Consider the following 26,174-nt stretch of genomic DNA (forward strand, 5'->3'; position numbering starts at 1 on the left):
CTGCGATCTTTTGATTTTAAAATTTCAAGATCAAAAGATCGCAGCCTCGTTTCACTCGTCAGCTCCTACAGTTTGGTTGTGTTTTTTAGGGGGGCAGGCGTTGATATCAATACACTGGCACTGCACTGATCAAGTGCAGAAAAGTGAGACGCATCTAACAAAAAACAACTTACCGATATTTAATAATTAAATAGAAAATCGTCAGACAATTAGACGCAAGTCAGCAACTTCAAACAATCTTTCGGCGCCACACGCTTTGTTTACGGCAGTTTTACCAAACAGTTCAATTTGATCTCAAAAAAACGCTAGACGTCAGATTTCAAATTGTGTCAGGTTTCTGATGCCTTCATTGGGCGAGTGATAGGACGATCTCGCCAGGGATTGTCGCTATCGGACAAAAACTGTTCCATTGCTAAACAAGGAAGTGTGTTTATGTCGAAAGTTAAAGCTAATGCTATTGATACCGCCGAACAGGCTTTCCAGCTGTCCGCGGCGCCGCAACCTCTGGCCGCAGCCAGCTCGGCGTATAACCAGATCGATAGCTTCAGCCATCAATACGATCGTGGCGGCAACCTCACGGTCAATGGCAAACCCTCCTTCTCCGTCGACCAGGCCGCAACCCAGTTGCTGCGCGACGGCGCTGCCTACCAGGACAAGGATGGCAGCGGCAAGATCGAACTCACCTACACGTTCCTGACCTCGGCATCGTCCAGCACGATGAACAAGCACGGGATCACCGGGTTCAGTCAGTTCAGTACTCAACAACAGACCCAGGCCAAGCTCGCCATGCAATCCTGGGCCGATGTGGCCAACGTGACCTTCACCGAGAAAGCCTCGGGCGGTGACGGCCACATGACCTTCGGTAACTACAGCGGTGGCCAGGATGGCGCAGCAGCGTTTGCCTATCTGCCGGGCACCGGCAACGGTTATGACGGTACCTCGTGGTACTTGATCAACAGTGGCTACACGCAAAACAAAAACCCGGATCTGAACAACTACGGTCGTCAGACCCTGACTCACGAGATCGGTCACAGCCTCGGCCTTGCTCACCCTGGCGACTACAACGCCGGTAATGGCAACCCGACTTACAACGACGCGTCCTATGGCCAGGACACCCGCGGCTACAGCGTCATGAGTTACTGGAGCGAAAGCAATACCAACCAGAACTTCAGCAAGGGCGGGGTGGAAGCCTATTCCTCCGGTCCGCTGATGGACGATATCGCTGCTATCCAGAAGCTCTACGGCGCCAACATGAACACCCGTACTGGTGACACCACCTACGGCTTCAACTCCAACGCCGGCCGCGATTTCCTCAGCGCCTCGTCGTCGAGCGACAAGCTGGTGTTCTCGGTCTGGGATGCGGGCGGCAAGGACACCTTCGACTTCTCGGGTTTCACCCAGAACCAGAAGATCAACCTCAACGAAGCCTCGTTCTCCGACGTTGGTGGTCTGGTGGGTAACGTCTCGATCGCCAAGGGCGTGACCATCGAGAACGCCATCGGCGGTTCGGGCAACGACCTGCTGATCGGCAACAACGTGTCGAACGAGCTCAAGGGCGGTGCCGGCAACGACATCCTCTACGGGGCTGGCGGTGCCGACAAGCTGTGGGGCGGCGCAGGTTCGGACACGTTCGTGTTCGCGGCCAGTTCCGACTCCAAGCCGGGTGCGATCGATCAGATCCTCGATTTCGTCAGCGGTCTGGACAAAATCGACCTGACCGGCATCACCAAAGGGGCGGGCCTGCACTTCGTCAGCGCCTTCACCGGTGCTGCGGGCGATGCAGTACTGACCTCGTCGGGCGGCAACAGCCTGTTGTCGGTGGACTTCTCCGGGCATGGCGTGGCTGACTTCGCTGTCAGCACCGTGGGCCAGGCGGCGACCAGCGACATCGTGGCGTGATGTAACAGTGGGAAGCGGCGCGTCATGCGCCGCTTTCTTCACTTGCATCGGTTGAATCTGTAGGCAAGGCTACGCGCCGGAGCGAATATTCCCATGATCAATAAAGCTTTTACCTACAAGGCAATGGCGTGGCTTTCGGCGGCGTTCATCATGATTTCAGGAGCAACCAGCATGGCAAGCAGCCTCAGGCTCGAAGAACCTTCCGTATTGGCCGGACAATGGCAAGCAACGTTGTCCACGCGCGGCGAGGACCCTCAGGCGCAAAAACTGCAGGACAAACCTTCGAATACTTGCCTGGTCGAGTTGCAGGCCGACAAGGTCCTGGGCAAAGGTGCCGACTGTCTGGGCGCGTGGCTCGAAGAAGTGCCGATCGGCTGGTTTCCCGATCCTGACGGCTTGTCGATTACCGGCAAGGAAGGTTCAAGAATCCAGTTTTTCAGCCGACAACGTGATGGGCTTTATCTGACCACTTTGAAGTCGGGCCTGGTGATTACGCTCGAGCGCACGACGCCATAACGCTGATAACTGTGTTCGCGACAGGTTTTTAATATAAAGCGCGACAAGGTGGTTATAAGCAAAGCGCTCGACGACAACTGCACCGCAATAAACAGCGGAAGTTGTTATGAAAGTGTAAGCGGCCACTTGAACAGCAAGTCCCGGCGATGCGCCGATAATTAATTGAAGTCCCGCCAAAGATGGGCGGGGTAACTCTTTCAGGAATAATCAATGAAGATGGCGAAGGCCCCAGCCACCGCTCCCTTATTCAAGGCATTGGGTGACTATAAAAGCATCCTGATCAGCGTTGGCTGTTTTACCGCACTGATTAACGTGCTGATGCTGGTGCCCTCCATCTATATGCTTCAGGTTTACGACCGGGTGTTGTCGTCACAGAACGAAACCACGCTGGTCATGCTGTCGCTGATGGTGGTCGGATTCTTTGCCTTCATCGGTCTGCTGGAGGTGATTCGCAGTTTTATCGTAATCCGCATCGGCAGCCAGTTGGAGCGTCGCTTCAACCTGCGGGTCTATCAGGCCGCGTTCGAGCGCAACCTGTTCAAGGGCGAGGGCAACGCCGGGCAATCGCTGGGCGACCTGACGCACATTCGCCAGTTCGTCACCGGCCCTGCGCTGTTCGCGTTCTTCGATGCGCCGTGGTTCCCGGTCTATCTGTTTGTCATCTACCTGTTCAACGTCTGGCTGGGCGTATTGGCCACCGCCGGCGCACTGCTGTTGATCGCTCTGGCGTGCCTCAATGAGTACATGACCAAAAAGCCGCTGGGCGATGCCGCCGGTTTTTCGCAGAAATCCAGCCAACTGGCCACCAGTCACCTGCACAACGCCGAAACCATTCAAGCGATGGGCATGCTCGGTTCGCTGCGCAAGCGCTGGTTTCAGGTGCATTCGCGCTTTCTCGGGCTGCAGAATCAGGCCAGCGACACCGGCGCGGTGATCAGCTCGCTGAGTAAAACCCTGCGTCTGTGCCTGCAATCGCTGGTGCTGGGCCTGGGTGCGTTGTTGGTGATCAAGGGCGACATGACCGCTGGCATGATGATCGCCGGTTCCATTCTGATGGGGCGAGTGCTGAGCCCGATCGATCAGTTGATCGCAGTGTGGAAGCAGTGGAGCGGGGCGAAGCTGGCTTATCGCCGTCTGGATGCGCTGCTGCAAGCCTTCCCGCCGAGCGACGAGGCCATGGCGCTGCCGGCGCCGAAAGGCCAGATCACGTTCGAACAAGTCAGCGCCGGCCCGCCGGGGCAGCGCGCAGCGACCTTGCACATGGTCAATTTCAATCTCGGCGCCGGTGAAGTGCTCGGCGTACTCGGCGCGTCCGGTTCGGGCAAGTCGACCCTGGCCCGTGTGCTGGTGGGCGTCTGGCCAACCCTCGGCGGCATCGTGCGTCTGGACGGCGCCGACATTCACCGCTGGAACCGTGACCAGCTCGGCCCGTACATCGGCTATTTGCCACAAGACATTGAGCTGTTCAGCGGCAGCATTGCCGAGAACATCGCCCGTTTCAGCGAGGCCGATCCACAGAAAGTCGTGGCGGCTGCGCAACAGGCCGGCGTGCACGAGATGATCCTGCGTCTGCCGCAAGGCTACGACACGCAATTGGGTGAAGACGGCAGCGGCTTGTCCGGGGGCCAGAAGCAGCGCGTGGCCCTGGCCCGCGCCATGTATGGCACGCCAAGCCTGGTGGTGCTGGATGAACCGAACTCCAACCTCGACACTGTCGGCGAAGCCGCGTTGGCCAGCGCCATTGCCGCGCTCAAGGCCCAGGGCACCACCGTGGTGCTGGTGACGCACCGTTCCTCGGTGCTGGCCCAGGCCGACAAGCTTCTGGTGCTCAACGACGGCCGTCTGCAAGCCTTCGGCCCAAGCCAGGATGTGCTCAAGGCACTGTCCGGCCAGCAAGAGCAACAGCGTGAAAAACCTGCACAAGCACCGGGCGGGCTCAGCATGAGCCGGCAGTATCAGCCCACGACAAGGAATTCGGGTGTATGAGCAGCGCCAGCATGAACACTGAAAACGAAGCGAACATGGAACACGCCTACCTCACCGAACGTCCGGAGCGCGATGCGAAGTTCTTCGCGCGCATGGGCTGGATTCTGGCCATCGTCGGCGCCGGCAGTTTTTTCACCTGGGCGGCTTTGGCGCCGCTCGATCAAGGTATCCCGGTGCAGGGCACCGTCGTTGTCTCGGGCAAACGCAAAGCCGTGCAATCGATGAGCAGCGGCGTGGTCAGCCGGATTCTGGTGCGCGAAGGCGAGATCGTGAAACAGGGCCAGCCGCTGTTCCGCCTCGACCAGACGCAAGTCGCCGCCGATGTGCAATCGCTGCAAGCCCAATACCGCATGGCCTGGGCGAGCCTGGCGCGCTGGCAGGCGGAACGTGACAATCTCAAGCAGGTGACCTTTCCGCCAGAGCTGAGCAACGATCCGGATCCGCGCCTGGCCCTCGTGCTCGAAGGCCAGCGCCAACTGTTCAGCAGCCGTCGCGAAGCGTTCTACCGTGAACAAGCAGCCTTGCGCGCCAGCATCGAGGGCGCCACCGCGCAACTGGCGGGCATGCGCCGTGCGCGCACCGACCTGAATGCGCAGGCCGACTCCCTGCAACAACAACTGAGCAACCTGCAACCGCTGGCCGACAACGGCTACATCCCGCGCAATCGCTTGATGGAATATCAGCGTCAACTGTCGCAAGTGCAGCAACAACTGGCCGAGAACACCGGCGAAAGCGGCCGCGTGGAGCAGGGCATCCTCGAATCGCGCCTGAAGCTGCAACAGCATGGCGAGGAATACCAGAAGGAAGTGCGTACGCAACTGGCCGATGCCCAGCTGAAAAGCGTGACGCTTTCCGAGCAATTGACCTCCGCCGGTTTCGACCTGCAACACAGCGAGATCATGGCCACTGCCGACGGTGTTGCGGTCAATCTCGGCGTCCACACTGAAGGCGCCGTCGTGCGTCAGGGCGAAACCCTGCTGGAGATCGTGCCGCAAGGCACCACGCTGGAAGTGGAAGGGCACTTGCCGATCAACCTGATCGACAAGGTCGGCACGCACCTGCCCGTGGACATCCTGTTTACCGCGTTCAATCAGAGCAAAACCCCGCGTGTACCGGGCGAAGTCAGCCTGATTTCCGCCGACCAGATGGTCGATGAGAAAACCGGCGTGCCGTATTACGTGTTGCGCAGCAGCGTCAGCGATCAGGCCATGGAGAAGCTCAACGGTCTGGTGATCAAGCCCGGCATGCCCGCAGAAATGTTCGTGCGTACCGGCGAACGTTCACTCCTCAACTATCTGTTCAAACCGCTGCTCGACCGGGCAGGCTCCGCGTTGACCGAGGAATAAGGATGTTCGGCTGTATGAAAAAGCTTTCGATACTCGCGGCGGCAATGATGCTGCTCGCGAGTCATTCAGCAGTGGCGGCCCTTGGGCCGTTCGAGATTTACGAACAGGCGCTGCGCAATGACCCGGTGTTCCTCGGAGCGATCAAGGAGCGCGATGCCGGTCTGGAGAATCGCGCCATTGGCCGCGCCGGGTTGTTGCCAAAGCTTGGTTACACCTACAACAAGGGCCGTAACTCGTCAAAAGCGACCTCACTGGACGAACGCGCGCGCAATCGTACCGACGATCGCAACTACAGCAGCTACGGCTCGGCGCTGACCCTGCAACAACCTTTGCTCGACTACGAAGCCTACGCGGCGTATCGCAAGGGCGTGGCGCAATCACTGTTCGCCGACGAGAACTTTCGTGGCAAAAGCCAGGAGTTGCTGGTACGCGTGCTGGACTACTACACCAAGGCTTTGTTTGCTCAGGATCAGATCGACATCGCCCAGGCAAAGAAGAAGGCCTACGAACAGCAGTTCCAGCAGAACGAGCATATGTTCAAACAGGGCGAGGGCACCCGTACCGACATTCTTGAGGCGGAGTCGCGCTATGAATTGGCGACTGCCGAGGAGATCGAAGCGCGTAATGAACAAGACGCCGCGTTGCGCGAACTGGGTGCACTGGTCGGCGTGCCGGCCGTAGACATTACCGATCTGGTGCCGCTGGATCAGAACTTCCAGACGTTTACCTTACAGCCCGCCAACTTCGACACCTGGCACGAGATGGCGATCAGCAATAACCCCAATCTCGCCTCGCAGCGCCAGGCCGTGGAAGTGGCGCGGTATGAAGTGGAACGCAATCGGGCCGGGCATCTGCCGAAAATCAACGCCTATGCCTCGATGCGGCAGAACGAATCGGAAAGCGGCAACACCTACAACCAGCGCTACGAAACCAACACGATTGGCCTCGAAGTCAGCGTGCCACTGTTCGCCGGTGGCGGGGTGTCGGCGTCGACCCGTCAAGCCAGCCGCAGCATGGAGCAGGCCGAGTACGAACTCGACGGCAAGACCCGCGAGACCTTGATTGAACTGCGTCGCCAGTTCAGCGCGTGTCTGTCGGGGGTGAATAAATTGCGCGCTTATCAAAAGGCACTGACGTCTGCCGAAGCGTTGGTGGTATCGACCAAGCAAAGCATTCTTGGCGGTGAACGGACCAATCTCGATGCGTTGAACGCCGAGCAACAACTGTTCACCACCCGGCGCGATCTGGCGCAGGCGCGGTACGACTATTTGATGGCCTGGACCAAATTGCATTACTACGCCGGCACCTTGAGCGAACAGGATCTGGCGCGGGTCGACGAAGCCTTTGGCCACGTCCCCGGTCACCGCGCCAATTGATGGTTTTGCGCAGACCTGTGGCGAGGGGATTTATCCCCGATCGGCTTTGCAGCAGTCGCACATTCATGCGGCGCGGTTATTTCCGGGAGACCGCCGGGGGGCGCTTCGCACCCCATCGGGGATAAATCCCCTCGCCACGGGGGACAGTGTTTCCTTGGTGAAGCAACGCTAAACACATAAAAACAATGAGTGGTGAACATGGACGTACGCATCAAGCCGATTTCGGTCGGCACCCTCAGCGAGCAGGTTCTGGCGCAGGGCACGAAACCTTTGGCCCCCGCGCCAATTGATGGTTTTGCGCAGACCTGTGGCGAGGGGATTTATCCCCGTTCGGCTGCGCAGCAGTCGCACATTCATGCGGCGCGGTTATTTCCGGGAGACCGCCGGGGGGCGCTTCGCACCCCATCGGGGATAAATCCCCTCGCCACAGGGGACAGTGTTCTCTTGGTGAAGCAACGCTAAACACATAAAAACAATGAGTGGTGAACATGGACGTACGCATCAAGCCGATTTCGGTCGGCACCCTGCTGCTTGTGATTTCTACAGCCCAGGCCCAGGCGCAATACCTTGAAAGCGGCAAACCCGGCGATTCCGCCAGTTGGCGCAGCGCCGAGTTCCTGCGTGACTGGGGTCTGAGCCGGATGCAGGCCGATCAGGCCTATGCCGCCGGCATAACCGGCAAAGGCGTGAAAATCGGCGCTCTCGACTCCGGTTTCGATGCCGCCCATCCCGAGTTCGCCACCGACCGCTATCACCCGGTGCTAACCAACGGCAGTTACGTCGACGGCTCGTTGTTCAATGTCGATGGCACGCTCAACCCCAACAACGACTCCCACGGCACTCACGTCGTTGGCACCATGGGCGCGTCGCGCGACGGCAGCGGTATGCACGGCGTGGCCTACAACGCGCAGATCTACGTCGGCAACACCAATAAAAATGACAGCTTTCTGTTCGGCCCCAATCCCGATCCGCGCTACTTCAAAGCCGCGTACAACGCCCTGGCGGATGCCGGCGTGCGCGCAATCAACAACAGTTGGGGCAGTCAGCCGCCGGATGTCAGTTATCGAACCCTGGCCGATCTGCATGCCGCCTATGCGCAGCACTGGAATCGGGGGACCTGGCTCGACGCGGCGGCCGAGGTGTCCTCGCAACGCGGCGTGATCAATGTGTTCAGCGCCGGCAACAGCGGCTACCCGAATGCCAGCGTGCGTTCGGCGCTGCCGTACTTTCAGCCGGAGCTTGAAGGCCACTGGCTGGCCGTGTCGGGGCTCGATCAAAGCAATCAGCAGAAGTACAACCAATGTGGCATCGCCAAGTATTGGTGCATCACCACGCCCGGCGCGAAAATCGACAGCACTATTCCCGGTGGCGGTTACGCGATCAAGTCCGGCACCTCGATGTCGGCGCCCCACGCGACCGGCGCATTGGCGCTGGTGATGGAGCGCTACCCGTACATGAACAATCAGCAGGCGCTGGAAACCCTGCTGACCACCGCCACACAACTTGATGGCTCGGTGACCGAGGCGCCGACCGAGCGGGTCGGCTGGGGCGTGGCCAACCTGAGCCGGGCGATGCGCGGGCCGGGGCAATTGCTCGGTGCGTTCGACGCCAATCTGGGCGCCGGGCAAAGCGACGTCTGGAGCAATGACATCTCCGACAAGGCGCTGATCCAGCGCCAACGTGAAGACCTTGCCGAACACAGTGCCTGGCAGCAAACCCTGCAAGACAAAGGCTGGCAGAACGGTGTGGCGGCCGGCGCCAGTCAGCAGGATCAAACCGATTACGCGGTCGGCATGGCCCGCGAGGCTGCAGCGGCGGGGCGGCTGTATCAGGGCAGCCTGATCAAATCGGGAGCAGGGCACCTGGTCCTCAGCGGCGACAACACTTATCGCGGCCCGACCACCATCAATGGCGGCCTGCTCACGGTGAACGGTTCGCTGGCCTCGGCAGTTACCGTCAATGACAGCGGCACCCTGCGCGGTTCCGGACGCATCGGCGCGTTGACCGCCAACAGCGGCGGTCGCGTGGCGCCAGGCAACTCCATCGGCACGTTGGCGGTGGCCGGTGACGTGACGTTTGCCCCAGGCTCGATCTACGCCGTGGAGCTGTCGCCCACCCGCAGCGACCGCATCGTCGCTGGCGGCGCCGCCTCGATCAGCGGCGCAACCGTGAGCCTGTCGCTGGAAAACAGCCCGACATTGCTCAGCACCGTTGAAGTGCAGAGCCTGCTCGGTCATCAGTACGACATCCTGCAGGCGGCGGGTGGTGTTCAGGGCCAGTTTGGTGCGGTGCTGCCGAGTTACCTGTTCATCGGTGGCAGCCTCGATTATGCCGCCAACGGCATTCAACTCAACATCGAACGCAACGCAACGTCCTTCGCCAGCGTCGGCCAGACGCCGAATCAACGTTCGGTCGCGGCGGCTGTCGAGGGCTTGGGTGCTGGTAACTCGGTGTATGAAAGCCTGCTGCTGTCGCCTTCGGCGGCGTCCGCGCAACAAGCCTTCCAGCAACTCAGCGGGGAAATTTACCCGGCGCTGGGCTCGGTACTGATCAACGACAGCCGCCAGTTGCGCGATGCCGTGGGCGAGCGCTTGCACGATGCCAGTGCGGCGCAAAGCAACGGCTGGGTCAAGGCACTCGGCGCCTGGGGCAGCACCGATTCGGGCCACGACACAGCGGGTTACAGCACCTCGATTGGCGGTCTGTTGGCCGGTGTCGACGGGGCGCTGGATGAGCAGACGCGCATCGGTCTGGTCACCGGCTACAGCGACAGTTCGTTGAGCATGGGTTCGGGCACACACTCCTCGGCCAAGGTCGACAGCTATCACCTCGGCGCCTACGCCGGCCACGACATCGGCGCCTGGCGCTTGAGCACCGGTGCGGCGTACAGCTGGCATCGCGCCGACGTCAAACGCGATCTGCAATACGGCGAGGTCAGTGCCAAACAGAAAGCCAAAGTGGACGCGGCCACCACGCAAGTCTTTGCCGAGGCGGCGTATCGGCTGCACTTGCAACCGCTGGCACTGGAACCGTTCGCCAACCTGGCATACGTGCATCTCGACACGGAAGGTTTCACCGAGAAGGGCGACGCTGCCGCGCTGAAAAGCTCCGGCGACCAGCGCGATGCGGTGCTGAGCACCCTCGGTGTGCGGGCGATCAAGACGTTCAATCTGTCGGCGGCGCAGTCGCTGGATGTCAGCGGCCATCTCGGCTGGCAGCACAGCCTGAGCGATATCGACGCTGACCAGCACCTACGTTTTGCCAGCGCTGGCACGCCTTATTCGGTGGAGAGCTCGGCAATGGTGCGCGACGCCGCGCTGGTTGGCGTGCAGGCGAGCCTGGCGCTGAGCCGCGATGTCCGGGTGACCCTTGATTACAACGGACAACTGGCCAATCGCGAGAAGTTGCATGGCGTTGGCTTGAGCCTGAACTGGCAGTTCTGACCCGATTTATAGCTGACCTGCTCCTTGTGGTGAGGGGATTTATCCCCGATGGGGTGCGAAGCAGCCCCCGGCATCTTCCAGACGCGCCGAGTGGTCTGGATTTGCGACTGCTGCGCAGCCGATCGGGGATAAATCCCCTCGCCACAGGAGCCGCGATGTCCGGGTGAACCTTGATTACAACGGACAACTGGCCAATCGCGAGAAGCTGCATGGCGTTGGCTTGAGCCTGAACTGGCAGTTCTGACCCGATTTATCGCTGACCTGCTCCTTGTGGTGAGGGGATTTATCCCCGATGGGGTGCGAAGCAGCCCCCGGCATCTTCCAGACACGCCGAGTGGTCTGGATTTGCGACTGCTGCGCAGCCGATCGGGGATAAATCCCCTCGCCACGGGTCAGTGCGTTGACCGCACGAGATACACGGATTTTTCGCAACATCACTAAGGAAGGTCGCTGGATGAATAACAACAATACCCCCGCGCAAACGGGTGGCCGTTTTGCCATGAAAAGCCTCACGCTCGCCGTGCTGTGTGCAATCGGCACAGCCCATGCCGCGCCGTACGTGGAAAACGCTCGCAATGGCGATCCGGCCAGTTGGCACAGCAAGGAATTCCAGGCCGACTGGGGCCTGGGCGCCATCGGTGCCGATTACGCCTACGCCGCTGGCTACACCGGCAAAGGCGTGAAGCTCGGCATCTTCGACCAGCCGGTCTACGCCGCACACCCGGAGTTCTCCGGCAGCAACAAGGTCATCACCCTGGTCACCAGCGGCATCCGCGAATACACCGATCCGTACATTCCGGTGAAAGCCGGGGACGCGTTTCGCTATGACGGTTCGCCCTCGGTCGGCTCCGACGGCAAACTCGGCGCCCACGGCACCCACGTCGGCGGTATCGCCGCAGGCAGCCGTGACGGCGGGCCGATGCACGGCGTCGCGTTCGGTGCACAGATCATCAGCGCCGACAACGGTGACCCGGGCCCGGAAGACGGCATCGTCCGCGGCAACGACGGTGCGGTGTACAAGGCCGGTTGGGATGCCCTGATCGCCAGCGGCGCACGGATCATCAACAACAGCTGGGGCATCGGCATCACTGACCGCTTCGACCTCGGTGGCAAGGACCCGGCGTACCCGCATTTCACCGTCAACGACGCGCAATTGCAGTTCAACGAAATCCGCACCTTGCTCGGCACCAAACCCGGTGGAGCCTATGACGGCGCCATCGCCGCCGCACGCAGCGGCATCGTGACGATCTTCGCCGCCGGCAACGATTACAACCTCAACAACCCTGACGCGATCGCCGGCCTCGGCTATTTCGTCCCGGACATCGCGCCGAACTGGATCACCGTCGCCGCATTGCAGCAGAACCCGGACCTGGCCAGCGCCACCCCGTACATCATGAGTACGTTCTCATCGCGCTGCGGTTACACCGCGAGTTTCTGCGTGTCGGCGCCGGGCACGAAAATCTTCAGCTCGATCATCGAAGGCACCAACGCCGACAACCTGACCACCAGCTACAAAAACTACAACGGCACCTCGATGGCCGCGCCGCACGTGGCCGGTTCCATGGCCGTGCTGATGGAGCGCTTCCCGTACATGAGCGGTGATCAGGTCGCGACGGTCTTGCGTACCACCGCCACCGACCTCGGCGCGCCGGGCATCGACGCGTTGTACGGCTGGGGCATGATCAACCTGCGCAAGGGGATTGATGGCCCGGCGATGTTCGTCACCGAACAGGACATCCCTGAAGAGTTCCGGATTCAGGGCGCTTACGGTTCCGGTCAGTTCGTTGCGGACTTGCCGGGCATCGGCGCGATCATTGATCAAGGCAAACCCACCGAGCGCGTGTGCAACGACATCACCTGCGGCCTCGACACCTGGCGCAACGACATTTCCGGTCACGGCGGCCTGACCAAGCAAGGCATCGGCACCCTGGTGATGACCGGTAACAACAGCTACAGCGGCCCGACCCTGGTCAATCAGGGACGTCTGGCCATCAACGGTTCGCTGGCATCGGCGGTCACTGTCAATGACAGCGGCATCCTTGGCGGTAACGGCCGCATCGGCGCACTGTCGGTGAAAAACGGCGGTACCGTGGCACCGGGCAATTCCATCGGCACCCTGAACGTTGCCGGTGACGTGACTTTCGAGCCGGGTTCGACCTACGCGGTCGAGGTCTCGCCGACGTCCAGCGACAAGATTGTCGCCGGTGGCAAGGCTGTGATCGACGACGCCACAGTCAGCCTGTCGCTGGAAAACAGCCCGACGCTGTTGACCACCACTGAAGTGAAAAGCCTGCTCGGTACGCAATTCAACATCTTGCAGGCAGCGGGTGGCATCGAGGGGCAATTCGGCCAGGTGCTGCCGAACTATGCGTTTCTCGGCGGCACGCTGGCGTACTCGGCCAGCGGCGTGCAACTGGATGTCGGGCGCAACGGTGCTTCATTTGCCAGCGTCGGCCTGACGCCGAACCAGCGTGCGGTGGGTGCGGCGGCCGAACGCTTGGGCGCTGGCAATGCGTTGTTCGAAACCTTGCTGCTGTCGCCAAACGCGGCTTCGGCGCAACAAGCCTTCCAGCAGTTGTCCGGCGAGATTCACCCGGCCATCGGCACGCTGCTGATCAACGACAGCCGTTACCTGCGTGATGCCGTGGGCGAGCGTCTGCGCGAGCGTGATCTGTTCAACGCCGATGCACCGAGCGATGACCGCAGCAACGCCTGGGTCAAGGTGCTGGGTTCTTGGGGCACCAGCGACGGTGGCAATAAATACGCGGACTCCACCAGTTCCATCGGTGGTCTGCTGGCCGGTGTCGATGGCTTGATTGCTGAAGATACTCGGCTGGGTTTCGTTACCGGTTATAGCGACAGCTCGTTGAGCATGGGCAGCGGCACGCATTCGTCGGCGTCGGTCGACAGCTACCACTTGGGTGCGTACCTGGGGCATCAGATGGATGCGCTGCGCCTGACCGTTGGCGGCGCTTACAGCTGGCACCGCATCGATGCAAAACGCGACCTGCAATTCGGTGACGTCAGCGGCAAGCAGAAAACCAAACGCGACGCGACCACGGCGCAATTGTTCACGGAAGCGGCTTATGATCTCGGCCTGCAACCGATGAACCTGGAACCGTTCGCCAATCTGTCTTACGTTCACCTCAACACCGACAGCTTTACCGAGAAGGGTGATGCTGCCGCGCTCAAAGGCAGTGAAGACAACCGCGATGTGCTGCTGTCGACCTTGGGCGTGCGCGCCAAACGCAGCTTCGCCCTGTCGGACAAGCATCAGCTGGAACTGGGCGCGAGCCTGGGCTGGCAGCACAACCTGAGCAGTGTTGACGCTGAAAACCATCTGGCCTTTGCCAATGGCAACAGCGCGTTCACCGTTCAGAGCGTGTCGATGGATCGCGATGCGGCGGTGGTCGGCGTGCGTGCGGGTCTGGCGCTCAATCGCGATGTGCGGGTGAACCTGGATTACAACGGACTGATCGGTTCGAACGAGAAGGACCACGGTGTGGGCCTGACCCTGGATTGGCAGTTCTAAAGAGCACTAAGGCATACCGGCAGTTCTGCAACGGACTGCCGGTTTTTTGAAGGAAGAGAGAGCACAACATGGGATTGTTCGATTACAAGAATGCCGATGGCAAAGCGTTGTACAGCGACGCCATCGCACTGACGCTGTATGCCTACACGCCCACCGGCCAGCCATTGCCGGCAACCGCCTGGGCACCGGTCGCTGCGACCGCGCTGGGTTATCAAGGCAAGGTCGGGCCGCAAGGCACGTTCTTCGGCGAGAAGGACGGTTTCACCAGCGCCGAAGCCGAAGTGCTCGGCAAATATGACGCTGCCGGCAAGTTGATCGGCATCGGCATCGCGTTTCGTGGCACCGGCGGCCTGGGCTACAGCGACACCTTCGGTGACCTGAAAAACAATCTGCTGGCGGCCATCGGCCCATCGGATTACGCGAGCAATTACGCGAAAAACGCCTTCGACAACCTGCTCAAGGCGGTCGCCGCATTTGCGACAGCCAACGGCATTGCCGGCAAAGACGTGCTGATCAGCGGCCACAGCCTCGGCGGGCTCGGGGTCAACAGCGTCGCCGAACTGAGCGCGGGCAACTGGGGCGGGTTCTTCAAGGACGCCAACTACGTTGCGTTCGCCTCGCCGACCCAGAGCAGCACCGGCAACAACGTGTTGAACATCGGTTACGAGAACGATCCGGTGTTCCGCGTGCTCGATGGCACCACCTTCAGCACCGCCTCGATGGGCAAGCACGACAAGCCCCACGAATCGACCACCGATAACATCGTCAACTTCAACGAAAACTACGCCTCCACCGCGCAGAACCTCGTGCCGTTCAGCATCATCAATCCCATGAGCTGGTCGGCCCATAGTTCGCTGGGTTATGCCGATGGCCTGAACCGGGTGATCGATTCGAAGTTCTACAACCTCACCAGCAAGGACTCGACGATCATCGTTTCCAACCTGGAAGAGGCCTCGCGCGGTAAAACCTGGGTCGAGGACCTCGGTCGCAGCGGCGAGCCGCACACCGGCAGCACCTTCATCATCGGTACCGACAGCAACGACTGGCTCAAGGGCGGGGCGGGCAACGACTTCCTGGAAGGACGCGGCGGCGATGACCGTTTCCGGGATGACGGCGGCTTCAACATTCTGCTGGGCGGCCAAGGGCACAACACCTTTGAACTGCAGAAGCCGTTGCAGAACTTCAGCTTTGCCAACGACGGCGACGGCACCCTGTATGTGCGCGACGCCTACGGCGGCATCAGCATGACCCGCGACATCGGCGCGCTGGTGAGCAAGGAAGCGGGCTCGTGGTGGGGCAGCAAGGAAATCACCTGGAACGTCACCGCCAAAGGCCTGACCAACGGCAACGAACTGACCCAGTACAACCACTCGCTCAACGGCGACGCCTACGGCAATGCCCTGCACGCGACCGCCGACGGTGACTGGCTGTTCGGCCTGGGCGGCGACGACAAGCTGATCAGCGACAAGGGCCATGTGACCTTCGTCGGCGGCGCTGGCAACGACGTGATGACAGCGGTAGGTGGCAACAACACGTTCCTGTTCAGCGGTGCGTTCGGTTTCGATGCCATCAACGGCTATCAGGGCAGCGACAAACTGGTGTTCATGGGCGTTGAAGGCGTGGGGCAGGGCTACGACTACAAGCAGCACGCGTCGCAGTCGGGCAACGATACCGTGCTGAAGATTGGCGACTATGCCGTGACGCTGATCGGGGTTGGCGTGGCTAACCTGTCGGATTCGGCATTCGTCTTCGCCTGACGACGACATCCCCCCTGTAGGAGCTGCCGAAGGCTGCGATCTGTTGATCTTGTTATTCAAAAAAATCAAAAGATCGCAGCCTCGTTTCACTCGTCAGCGCCTACAAGGGGGGTTTGTATGGGGTGATTAAATGCTCCGGGGCGTTCCCGTGGGGCGCCCTGGCTGTGAGCTATCTCTGCACAATTCCAACAAAGAGAGAGGCAATAGCAATGGGTGTGTATGACTACAAGAACTTCGGCACAGCCGATTCCAAGGCACTGTTCAGCGATGCCATGGCGATCACGCTGTATTCCTATCACAACCTCGACAACGGTTTTTCCGCTGGCTATCAGCACAACGGTTTCGGTATCGGCCTGCCCGCCACCCTGGTCACCGCGCTGATTGGCGGCACCGATTCGCAAGGCGTGATCCCCGGCATTCCATGGAATCCCGACTCGGAAAAACTCGCCCTCGATGCGGTAAAAGCGGCTGGCTGGACGCCGATCACCGCCTCGCAACTGGGCTACGCCGGCAAGACCGATGCCCGCGGAACCTTCTTCGGCGAGAAGGCCGGCTACACCAGCGCTCAGGTTGAAATCCTCGGCAAATACGACGCCCAAGGCCATCTCACGGAATTAGGCATCGCCTTCCGTGGCACCAGCGGCCCGCGGGAAATCCTCATCGGCGACTCGATTGGCGACGTGATCAACGATCTGCTCGCCGCGTTTGGTCCCAAGGATTACGCGAAGAATTACGTCGGTGAAGCATTCGGCAACCTGCTCAATGACGTCATGGCGTTTGCCAAGGCCAACGGCCTGACCGGCAAAGACGTGCTGATCAGCGGCCACAGCCTAGGCGGATTGGCGGTCAACAGCATGGCGGATTTGAGTGGCGGCAAGTGGGGCGGCTTCTTCGCTGACTCCAACTACATCGCCTACGCCTCGCCCACACAAAGCAGCACCGACAAAGTCCTCAATGTCGGCTACGAAAATGACCCGGTGTTTCGTGCGCTTGACGGCTCGACCTTCACCGGCGCCTCGGTCGGCGTGCACGACGCACCGCACGCCTCGACCACCGACAGCATCGTCAGCTTCAACGACCACTACGCCTCAACCGCGTGGAACCTGCTGCCGTACTCGATCCTGAATATTCCGACGTGGATTTCGCACCTGCCGACCGCTTATGGCGACGGCATGAACCGGGTCATCGACTCGAAGTTCTACGACCTGACCAGCCGCGACTCGACGATCATTGTCGCCAACCTGTCCGACCCGGCGCGCGCCAACACCTGGGTGCAGGATCTCAACCGCAACGCCGACCCGCACAAGGGCAGCACGTTCATCATCGGCAGCGATGGCAACGACCTGATCCAGGGCGGCAGCGGCAATGACTATCTCGAAGGCCGCGCCGGTAACGACAGCTTCCGCGACGGCGGCGGTTACAACGTCATTCTGGGTGGGCAGGGCAGCAATACCCTCGATTTGCAGAAGTCGGTCAACACGTTTGACTTTGCCAATGACGGCGCCGGCAATCTGTACATTCGCGATGCCAATGGCGGGATCAGCATCACCCGTGACATCGGCAGCATCGTTACCAAGGAGCCGGGGTTCCTCTGGGGTCTGTTCAAGGATGACGTCACCCACAGCGTGACCGCGAGCGGTTTGAAAGTCGGCAACAACGTCACCGCTTACGAGTCCAGCGTCAAAGGCAGCAGCGGCGCCGACACGCTCAAGGCGCACGCTGGCGGCGACTGGTTGTTTGGCCTCGACGGCAACGATCATCTGATTGGCGGCAGCGGCAATGACGTGTTTGTCGGCGGCGCCGGCAATGACCTGATGGAATCGGGGGGCGGGGCGGACACGTTCCTGTTCAACGGTGCGTTCGGGCAGGATCGAGTGCTCGGGTTCACGTCCAACGACAAACTGGTGTTCCTCGGCGTGCAGGGTGTGTTGCCGACCGACGACTTCCGCGCCCATGCCTCGACGGTAGGGCAGGACACGGTGCTGACGTTCGGCAATGATTCAGTGACGCTGGTCGGGGTTTCGCTCAACAGCCTGAGCGCCGACGGCATCGTCATCGCCTGATACAAAGGTACGCATACAAAACCCTGTGGCGAGGGAACTTGCTCCCGTTTGAGTGCGCAGCGCTCACAAAATCTTAGAGCCGCTGCGTGCCTCAGCGGGAGCAAGCTCCCTTGCCACAATCAGTATCTAAAGTGACTTGGCAGCCACTGACTGACTCAAACCCCTGCAAAAACAGGAAATGCGGCCTAAAGCGAGCGCGTGCACACACGTTCTACAGCTAGCCGCCATTGAGTACAGGAGATTCACACGTGAAAGGTTTCAAGGGGTATGTCGGTCCGCTGGGGCTGGCACTGTTGTCAGCCAATGCCTGGGCCGACCTGCCTCAAAGCTCGATTCTGAGCCGTTACGGCATCACCACCGAACAATTGCCGGCGCCGACGAAAACCGAAGTGGTTGAACCGGTTGAAGAGAAAAGCCGCTTTCAGATCCAGCCCGAACAGCCCTTCGTGACCCTGCGTCTGGGCGATGGCAAGCAGCCGCAAACCACCGGCAACCTGAGCATCGACCGCATGGCCCAACAGGATTTTGAACGTTGCCAACGTCTACAGGGTGAAGTAGCTCGTCGTGGCGGCACCTACATGCGCTGCGACAACAGCCTGCCAGGCATGCCCGCCTTCGAATAACCTGCAGGAGCTGCCGCAGGCTGCGATCTTTTGATCTTGATTTTTAAAAACAAGATCAACAGATCGCAGCCTGCGGCAGCTCCTACAGAAGCGGTGTCAGTCTTCTTTGCGCACGGTGGCGACTTCGTCGGCGCGGACTTTCACTTTGGCGCCGGAAATATCTTCGAACTCATAGAAGCCGTCCTTGGTTTTGGTCTTCGGCATGTCCTTGGTCAAATACTGGGTGCCGTTCTGCAGGGTCACCACGGTTTGCGTCGAGCAACCGCCCAACACCAGCAGGGCCGCTACCGCCAAGGGAATGCCCAGCGTCTTGATTTTCATACCCACCTCTGACTCCTCATGTTGTGATACCGAGCATTGTCGGTGTTCTAACGCGGTTGGTGCCGTCCCATCGGGAAAAGTTCGATACGCCGGTTAAAAAATGCCATTGATCCTTTTCCGTTTGCACCGGGCAGGGCAGAACTGTTATCTGTACGCATAACCAGTACTCGCTCGCCATGGCCCTGAATTCCCGTGACTGCCAACCCGCTCGACGATCCGTTCTATTACCTCAACAACTTCCGCCAAGTGCTTGATTGGCTTGAGCTTCGCTATGGCGATGTGATGAGCGAAACCGAGCACGGCTTTATCCGCGACTTCAATGCCTTGCCCCGCGCCTCGCAGGGGTTGCTGGTGCGCATGGTCATGCGCAAGGGTGTGCATTTTCGCGCGAGCAAACTCGACTACCGCGAAATCGGCGACATCGTCGACGCCGCGCAACCCTTGCTGGTTCAGGGCTGGATTGACGAGCACGCACCGCTGGCGATGGCCGAACTGTTCGACGTGTTGCTCAAGGCCGAGATTCTGCACGCGTTCGGCGCGGCCATCGACACACCGAAAGGGCGCAAGGACGCCTGGCTGCCGTTGCTCGCCGAGCAGTTCAGCGAAGCGCGCAGCCTGCGCGACTGGGCGCCAATGCTTGAAGATCGCCTGTTCAGCCTGACCATCATGGACCTGTGCGACCGCTTGCGCCTGATGTTCTTCGGCAACCTCTATCAGGACTGGTCGGAGTTCGTCCTCGCTGACCTGGGGATCTTCACTTACGAAAAAGTCGAGTTCTGCGCCGATTCCCGAGGCCTGCGCAGCCGTGAAGACGTCGACGCCTGCCTGTTCCTGCACAACTGCCAAGTGCGCTTCGAGGCCGGTGAACCGGTGGAAACCATCGTCGAACAGGTCAGCGCCTTGCACTTCGACAACCCATGGCTGCAACGCCGGCAAGGTAAGGTGCTGTTCCAGATTGGCCAATACTGCGAACGCCTCGGCGAATTTGCCCTGGCCCTGAACATTTACCGCGATTGCGCCTATCCGGGCGCCCGGCTACGGATGATCCGGGTGCTGGAGCGTTGCGGCGAATACAGTCTGGCGCTGGAACTTGGCACGCTCGCCGGGCAGGCACCTGAAAGCGCTGCCGAACAGCAGGGCCTGCATCGCATAGTGCCGCGCTTGCGCCGCAAGCTCGGTGGCCCGCCGCTTAAACGTGCGCGGGCAAAACCGGTCGAGCGTCTGGATCTGCATTTGCCGCGTATCGATCCAGCACTGTCGGTGGAGTACTACGTGCAGGCCCATCTGCACGACGACGATGGTCCGGTGCATTACGTCGAAAACAGCCTGATCAACTCTTTGTTCGGATTGTTGTGCTGGCCGGCGATTTTTGCGCCGTTGCCGGGGGCGTTTTTTCACCCGTTCCAGCGCGGCCCGGTCGATCTGCTCAATGAAGACTTCCAGCAGCGTCGCGCCGAACTGTTCAAGGCCTGCCTCGGCGAACTTGACGACGGTCGCTATGCCGAGACCATTCGCCAACGTTTTGTTGCCAAGTGGGGCGTGCAATCGCCGTTCGTGTTCTGGGGCGCACTGAATGAAACGCTGCTGGAGCAAGCGTTGGCCTGCCTGCCCGCCGAGCACCTCAAGCACTGGTTCAATCGGCTGTTGCTCGACATCAAGGCCAACCGCGCGGGCATGCCCGACCTGATCCAGTTCTGGCCACAACACAAAACCTACCGAATGATCGAGGTCAAAGGCCCCGGCGATCGCCTGCAAGACAACCAATTGCGCTGGCTGGAGTTCTGCCATGAACACCAGATGCCGGTCGCCGTGTGTTACGTGCAATGGGCGGAGCAGAGCGCTTGAGCTACAACATTGCCGTGCGGGCGCTGTGTGAGTTCACCGCCAAGACCGGCGACCTCGACCTGCGTTTCACGCCATCACCCACGGCGCTGGAAGGCATTGCCGGCCATCGCACGGTCGCCTCGCGGCGCAGCGACAGCTATCAAAGCGAAGTGGCGCTTGAAGGCACGTTCCGTCAGTTGCAAGTCAAGGGCAGGGCGGACGGCTACGACCTGGCGCAGAACTGCCTGGAGGAAGTCAAAACCTATCGCGGCGACCTGAGCAAACAACCGGCCAATCACCGCCAACTGCACTGGGCGCAAGCGAAAATCTACGGCTGGCTGATGTGCCGCAAGCTTGAACTTGAGCAGATCAATCTGGCGCTGGTGTATTTCGACATCGTCAGCGAGAAGGAAACCTGCCTGGTCGAAGCGTTCAGCGCCGAGGATCTGCAAGGTTTCTTCGAGCAGCAATGCACGCTGTTCCTCCATTGGGCCGAACAGGAAATGGCCCACCGCGAGGCGCGGAATCTGGCTGCGCAGCAATTGCGATTTCCCCACGTCGACTTTCGTCCCGGCCAACGGCACCTGGCGGAATCGGTGTTCAAGGCGATCAGCACCGGTCGCTGCCTGATGGCGCAGGCACCCACCGGCATTGGCAAAACCCTGGGCACGCTGTTTCCGATGCTCAAGGCCCTGGCGCCGCAGCAACTGGACAAAGTGTTCTTCCTGACCGCCAAGACACCGGGGCGCAAACTGGCGCTGGACGCCAGTCAGGTGCTGTTCGATCAGTCGGCAAGCTTGCCCTTGCGGGTCTTGGAGATGGTCGCCCGGGACAAGGCCTGCGAGCACCCGGACAAAGCCTGTCATGGCGAATCCTGCCCGTTGGCCCAAGGGTTTTACGAACGTTTGCCTGCCGCCCGCGAGGCGGCCAGTCGCCTGCAACTGCTTGATCAAGCGGCCATGCGCGAGGTCGCCGCGCAACATTCCGTATGTCCGTACTACCTGAGCCAGGAAATGGCCCGTTGGGCTGACGTGGTGATCGCCGACTACAACTACTACTTCGATTTCAGCGCGATGCTGTTTGGTCTGGCCCAGCTCAACCAGTGGAAAGTCGCAGTGCTGGCGGATGAAGCGCACAACCTGGTCGAGCGTGGTCGGCAGATGTACAGCGCCACTCTTGATCAGTTCGTGCTGGGCAGCGTACGCAAAACCGCACCCGAAGCCCTGAAAAATTCCCTGCAACGGCTCAATCGCGAGTGGAACGCGTTGCATGCGCCGCAATTGGCGGCGTATCAAGCGTATGACAAGGCACCGGAAAAGCTCCTGCAAGCCATCTCACTGTGTTGCGCGGCAATCGGCGATTACCTCAACGATCACCCGCAAGGTCTCGACAGCGGATTGCAGAACTTCTATTTCGATTTGCTGCAGTTTGGCCGCGTCGCCGAATTGTTCGACGAGCACTATCTGTTCGACATCAGCAAGCGCGACCTCGACCGCAAGCGTCCGCTGTCGCAGTTGTGCCTGCGCAACGTGGTCCCGGCCGCGTTCATTGGCCCACGCCTTAAAGCGGCGCGCAGCAGCGTGCTGTTTTCGGCGACGCTGAGCCCGCAGCACTACTACGCCGATCTGCTGGGCACGCCGGCCGACACCGTGTGGATCGACGTTGAATCGCCGTTCAGCGCCGAGCAGTTGCAGGTGCAGATCGTCAGTCGCATCTCGACGCGCTTCAATCATCGCCAGGCGTCGCTCGAACCCATTGTCGAACTCATCGCCCGACAGTTCAGCGAGCGTCCGGGCAACTATCTAGCGTTCTTCAGCAGCTTCGATTACCTGCAACAAGTGGCGCAACTGCTGGCCGAGCGTCATCCGCACATCACCCTTTGGCAGCAATCACGGGGCATGGCCGAAGGGTTGCGGCAGGCTTTTCTCGATCAATTCACCGCTGACAGTCAGGGCGTGGGTTTTGCCGTGCTCGGCGGCGCATTTGGCGAGGGCATCGATCTGCCGGGCTCGCGCCTGATCGGTGCCTTCATCGCGACCTTGGGCCTGGCGCAACTCAACCCAGTCAACGAACAGTTGAAACGGCGCATGGCGGCGATTTTCGGCGCCGGTTATGACTACACCTACCTGTATCCGGGCATGCAGAAAGTCGTGCAGGCGGCGGGGCGGGTCATCCGAACCCGCGAGGATCGCGGCGTGGTGATGCTGATCGACGACCGCTTTGCCGAGAGCCGGATCAAACAGTTGTTGCCCAAGTGGTGGTCGCTGGAACACGCGGGTTCGGGTTTTGAGCAGGCTTTGCCCGAAGGCAGTCTTTCAGCGTCCGGCCAGTCGATACGTTCAACGTAGAGCTTTCCAATTCAACGGTTTGACGCATACTCCTGTCAGTACCCAATGTGCCGTGAGTCGTACCTGATGAAGACAACCAACAAGAGCGCCGCCATCGAAGAGATGCGCTTCAGGCTGCTGATCGATGCCGTGGTCGATTACGCGATCTACATGATCGACCCGGACGGCATCATCACCAGCTGGAACTCCGGCGCCAAACGTTTCAAAGGGTATGAAGAGGCAGAAATTCTCGGCGAGCACTTTTCACGCTTCTATACCGCTGCTGATCGCGCTGCGGGTTTGCCGCAGAAAGCGCTCGACACCGCTATTGGCGAAGGGCGTTTCGAGGGCGAAGGCTGGCGGGTGCGCAAGGACGGCACCAACTTCTGGTGCCACGTGGTGATCGACCCGATCATTGACCCCGACGGCACGTTGCTGGGTTTTGCCAAGATCACCCGTGATCTCACCGATCGCAAAATGGCCGAAGAAACCCTCAAGCAAAGCGAACAGCAGTTCCGCCTGCTGGTACAAGGCGTCACCGATTACGCCATTTACATGCTCAGCCCCGAAGGTCGCGTCAGCAACTGGAACCAGGGCGCACAGCGCATCAAGGGCTATTTGCCGGAAGAAATCATCGGCCAGCATTTTTCGATCTTCTACACCCCCGAAGACCGTGAGCTGGGCGAGCCCCAGCGGGCGCTGGAGATCGCCACCCGCGAGGGTCGCTTCGAAAAAAAGAGTTGGCGCGTACGCAAGGACGGCACGCAGTTCCTCGCCCATGTGGTGGTCGATGCCATCCGTGGAGACACCGGCACGCTGCTCGGTTTTGCCAAGATCACCCGCGATGTCACCGAAGCCCACTTGGCGCAGCAGGCACTGGAAAAAACCCGTGAGGCATTGTTCCAGGCGCAGAAGATGCAGGCTATCGGTCAACTCAGCGGCGGCATTGCCCATGACTTCAACAACCTGCTGACGGTAATCCTCGGCAATCTGGAAATCCTGCAGAAGCGCACGGGCGATGATCCGAAAATCACTCGGCTGCTGGAAAACGCCACTCAGGGCGCGCTGCGCGGCGTGTCGCTGACCCAACGCATGCTGGCGTTTGCCCGGCGCCAGGAGCTGAAAACCGAATCGGTGGATATTCCCAAACTGGTGCAAGGCATCACCGGACTGTTGCGCAGTTCAATGGGGCCGGGCATCAGGATCGAAACACACTTTGCCGAAAACCTTGAGCCGGTGCTGGCGGATACTAATCAGCTGGAACTCGCCGTCCTCAACCTGGCCACCAATGCCCGGGATGCCATGCCCAACGGTGGCAGTGTGGTGATCAGTGCTCAGCCGGAAGTGGTGCTGGAGCACGGTCATTCGACGCTGGCGGCGGGTCGTTACGTCTGCCTGAGCCTGGTCGACACCGGCGAAGGCATGGATGCCGACACGCTTTTTTCGGCCAAAGACCCGTTTTTCACCACCAAGGGGTTGGGCAAAGGCACAGGCCTTGGCTTGTCGATGGTGCACGGCTTTATCGAGCAGCTCGGTGGCCGCTTCATTCTCAAAAGCGAAAAGGGTCAAGGCACTGCTGCTGAGCTATGGATTCCGGTGGCCGGTGAGGGCGTGGCGAGCAAGCCTTTATTTCCGCCCACAGAAGCGGTCACCGTGCCACGGCTGAGCGTGCTGGTGGTCGACGACGATTCGTTGGTCTTGACCAGTACCAGCCTGTTGCTTGAAGACCTCGGCCATCGGGTGATCAACGCCACCTCCGGTGCCCAGGCACTGACATTGTTCGACCAGGGCGAAGTGATAGACCTGATGATCACCGACATGGCCATGCCACAGATGAGCGGGGCGCAACTGGCCCATGCGGTGCGGCTGCTCAAACCGGATCTGCCGATCATCCTCGCCACCGGTTATGCCGAACGCTTGGAAGGCTTTGCCGCGCAGCTGCCTCGTTTGCCGAAACCGTTTACCCAAATGAACCTGGTGGAGATCATTGCCCAGTCGATGAAATGACGCAGGGTGCAATCCGGCTGAACTTGTCCGAGAGGGCAGCCTTCTAAAAGGTTTCCCCCCTCATCGGAGCAGGCGTCTCTTGTCTCGCATACTGACTCATCCGACCGCTGAAGAAACCCTCACCGAACATGACGCGAAGATGTTCGGCTCGCCCAAGGAGCGGCTGGATTTTTATCGGCGGGAAATCCAGTACGAAACCAGCATTCTGGCCAACCGCACGGATGCTTATCTGGCGGCGCAGTCCTTTCTGGTGATCGCCTTCGCCTCGTGCATGGCAAACCTCAACCCGGAATGGGGCAAGTTGTTCACCTTGGTAGTACCGCCGTTTCTGGCGTTGCTCGGCTTGCTCAGCTCGCTGAACGCCTGGCCTGGGATTCGTGCGGCGTACGACATCATCGACCACTGGCATTTCAAGCAAAGCCATTTGCTGCACAGTGAGCCGGTGATGGGACTGGCGTATGACGAATCGCCACTGTTCTGCGAGACGGAATCAAGCCACAAGGGTTATCGCAAATCGCTGTTGTTCTCGGTGCGCACGCCGTGGATCTTTGCAACTTTCTGGGTGCTACTGGGCAGTTATGCGGTGTTCATCCAGGTAACCAACCCCGGCGGTTGAGCGGCAGGCAAAGAAAAACCCGGCAGTGTGAGCCGGGTTTTTTCTTTGCCTTGCTTATCCTGCTGCTGCCAACTCTCGGCGCAGTGCCTGTGAGTTTTGCGATGACATAGGGATCGGCGGGAAGTCTTCATTGAGCACGCACAGATGATCGATGGCGTCCTCAAACATAAAATCGGCTTTCTTGCGCAATGCTCGATAGCGCTCGAACTGCTCAAAGTCGAGATTTTCCACTTCAAGCAACTCATTCGCTGCCCGATTAAGTGCATGGGCGTTTTCGAACAATTGACGATTGCGTTCCAGAGCCAATGCTCTGCAAGCCTTGATTTGCGCAGGAGTCGAACATTCTTTCATGACCGTGACCTTAAGTATTCGGGATTCCTTTTCATGGGCCTCAGGCCGCCGAGGAACCAAACCTGACGAGCCCCGCCGGAACGATCCAGAGGGGGTTAAGGTTGTGACCATCGACATTCGCGCAGAGATCCATTTTTTTTCACATATTTCCCCCCCCAAATAATCCCACCGGTAGGAGCTGCCGCAG

General features: G+C 60.1%; 17 protein-coding genes. 15 read left to right on the plus strand and 2 right to left on the minus strand.

The annotated features are described in order from the left end of the window. Positions 1 to 432 precede the first annotated feature (432 nt). The 11 genes from EJA70_RS01240 to EJA70_RS01290 all read left to right on the plus strand — a co-directional run bounded on the left by EJA70_RS01240 (position 433) and on the right by EJA70_RS01290 (position 18,541). Complete coding sequence (locus tag EJA70_RS01240; RefSeq protein ID WP_158829081.1) at positions 433 to 1,899, plus strand: serralysin family metalloprotease; 1,467 nt, start codon at positions 433 to 435, stop codon at positions 1,897 to 1,899. Between the two features lie 93 nt (positions 1,900 to 1,992). Next, positions 1,993 to 2,415, plus strand: coding sequence for an AprI/Inh family metalloprotease inhibitor (locus EJA70_RS01245; protein WP_157173116.1), 423 nt, complete (start codon positions 1,993 to 1,995; stop codon positions 2,413 to 2,415). A 210-nt stretch (positions 2,416 to 2,625) separates the two neighbouring features. Beyond that, positions 2,626 to 4,401 carry a type I secretion system permease/ATPase gene (locus tag EJA70_RS01250; RefSeq protein WP_008086511.1) on the plus strand — a complete coding sequence of 592 codons (1,776 nt, stop codon included), beginning with the start codon at positions 2,626 to 2,628 and terminating at the stop codon, positions 4,399 to 4,401. Continuing rightward, entirely contained in the window at positions 4,398 to 5,747 is a 1,350-nt protein-coding gene (locus EJA70_RS01255; RefSeq protein WP_008086513.1) for an HlyD family type I secretion periplasmic adaptor subunit, read from the plus strand. The genes EJA70_RS01250 and EJA70_RS01255 overlap by 4 nt, the downstream gene beginning before the upstream one ends. A 2-nt stretch (positions 5,748 to 5,749) precedes the next feature. Continuing rightward, entirely contained in the window at positions 5,750 to 7,123 is a 1,374-nt protein-coding gene (locus EJA70_RS01260; protein WP_008086515.1) for a TolC family outer membrane protein, read from the plus strand. 198 nt (positions 7,124 to 7,321) lie between these two features. Beyond that, a complete protein-coding gene (locus EJA70_RS01265; protein WP_158829083.1) occupies positions 7,322 to 7,585 on the plus strand; it encodes a hypothetical protein in 264 nt (87 codons plus the stop codon). 26 nt (positions 7,586 to 7,611) lie between these two features. After that, a complete protein-coding gene (locus EJA70_RS01270) occupies positions 7,612 to 10,566 on the plus strand; it encodes an autotransporter serine protease (protein ID WP_158829085.1) in 2,955 nt (984 codons plus the stop codon). A gap of 454 nt (positions 10,567 to 11,020) precedes the next feature. Then, entirely contained in the window at positions 11,021 to 14,098 is a 3,078-nt protein-coding gene (locus EJA70_RS01275) for an autotransporter serine protease (RefSeq protein WP_158829087.1), read from the plus strand. A 68-nt stretch (positions 14,099 to 14,166) separates the two neighbouring features. After that, a complete protein-coding gene (locus EJA70_RS01280; RefSeq protein ID WP_158829089.1) occupies positions 14,167 to 15,855 on the plus strand; it encodes a polyurethanase in 1,689 nt (562 codons plus the stop codon). Positions 15,856 to 16,064: 209 nt separating this feature from the next. After that, entirely contained in the window at positions 16,065 to 17,918 is a 1,854-nt protein-coding gene (locus tag EJA70_RS01285; RefSeq protein WP_158829091.1) for a polyurethanase, read from the plus strand. Between the two features lie 248 nt (positions 17,919 to 18,166). After that, on the plus strand, positions 18,167 to 18,541 hold the full coding sequence (locus EJA70_RS01290; protein ID WP_158829093.1) for a hypothetical protein: 375 nt from the start codon (positions 18,167 to 18,169) through the stop codon (positions 18,539 to 18,541). A gap of 96 nt (positions 18,542 to 18,637) precedes the next feature. On the opposite strand, the gene EJA70_RS01295 is transcribed toward EJA70_RS01290, so the two are convergent. Then, positions 18,638 to 18,862 (minus strand): YgdI/YgdR family lipoprotein, encoded by a 225-nt coding sequence (locus EJA70_RS01295; RefSeq protein ID WP_008084086.1) that lies wholly within the window; start codon positions 18,860 to 18,862, stop codon positions 18,638 to 18,640. 192 nt (positions 18,863 to 19,054) lie between these two features. Here EJA70_RS01295 and EJA70_RS01300 point away from each other — a divergent pair, with 192 nt between their 5' ends. From EJA70_RS01300 to EJA70_RS01315, 4 genes are all read left to right on the plus strand, one after another. Further along, positions 19,055 to 20,707, plus strand: coding sequence for a VRR-NUC domain-containing protein (locus EJA70_RS01300; RefSeq protein ID WP_158829094.1), 1,653 nt, complete (start codon positions 19,055 to 19,057; stop codon positions 20,705 to 20,707). Further along, a complete protein-coding gene (locus tag EJA70_RS01305) occupies positions 20,704 to 23,034 on the plus strand; it encodes an ATP-dependent DNA helicase (protein ID WP_158829096.1) in 2,331 nt (776 codons plus the stop codon). Before EJA70_RS01300 ends, EJA70_RS01305 begins: the two co-directional genes overlap by 4 nt. Positions 23,035 to 23,100: 66 nt before the next feature. Beyond that, on the plus strand, positions 23,101 to 25,020 hold the full coding sequence (locus EJA70_RS01310) for a PAS domain-containing sensor histidine kinase (RefSeq protein ID WP_158829098.1): 1,920 nt from the start codon (positions 23,101 to 23,103) through the stop codon (positions 25,018 to 25,020). Between the two features lie 79 nt (positions 25,021 to 25,099). Next, positions 25,100 to 25,636, plus strand: a complete 537-nt coding sequence (locus tag EJA70_RS01315) for a hypothetical protein (RefSeq protein ID WP_008084092.1) — start codon at positions 25,100 to 25,102, stop codon at positions 25,634 to 25,636. A gap of 54 nt (positions 25,637 to 25,690) precedes the next feature. Here the strand turns inward: EJA70_RS01315 and EJA70_RS30990 are convergent. After that, positions 25,691 to 26,174 (minus strand): hypothetical protein (locus EJA70_RS30990; protein WP_256677602.1); only part of this gene is annotated, 484 nt, incomplete at its 5' end.

This window comes from Pseudomonas sp. PB103, assembly GCF_009764635.1.
GTDB lineage: Bacteria > Pseudomonadota > Gammaproteobacteria > Pseudomonadales > Pseudomonadaceae > Aquipseudomonas.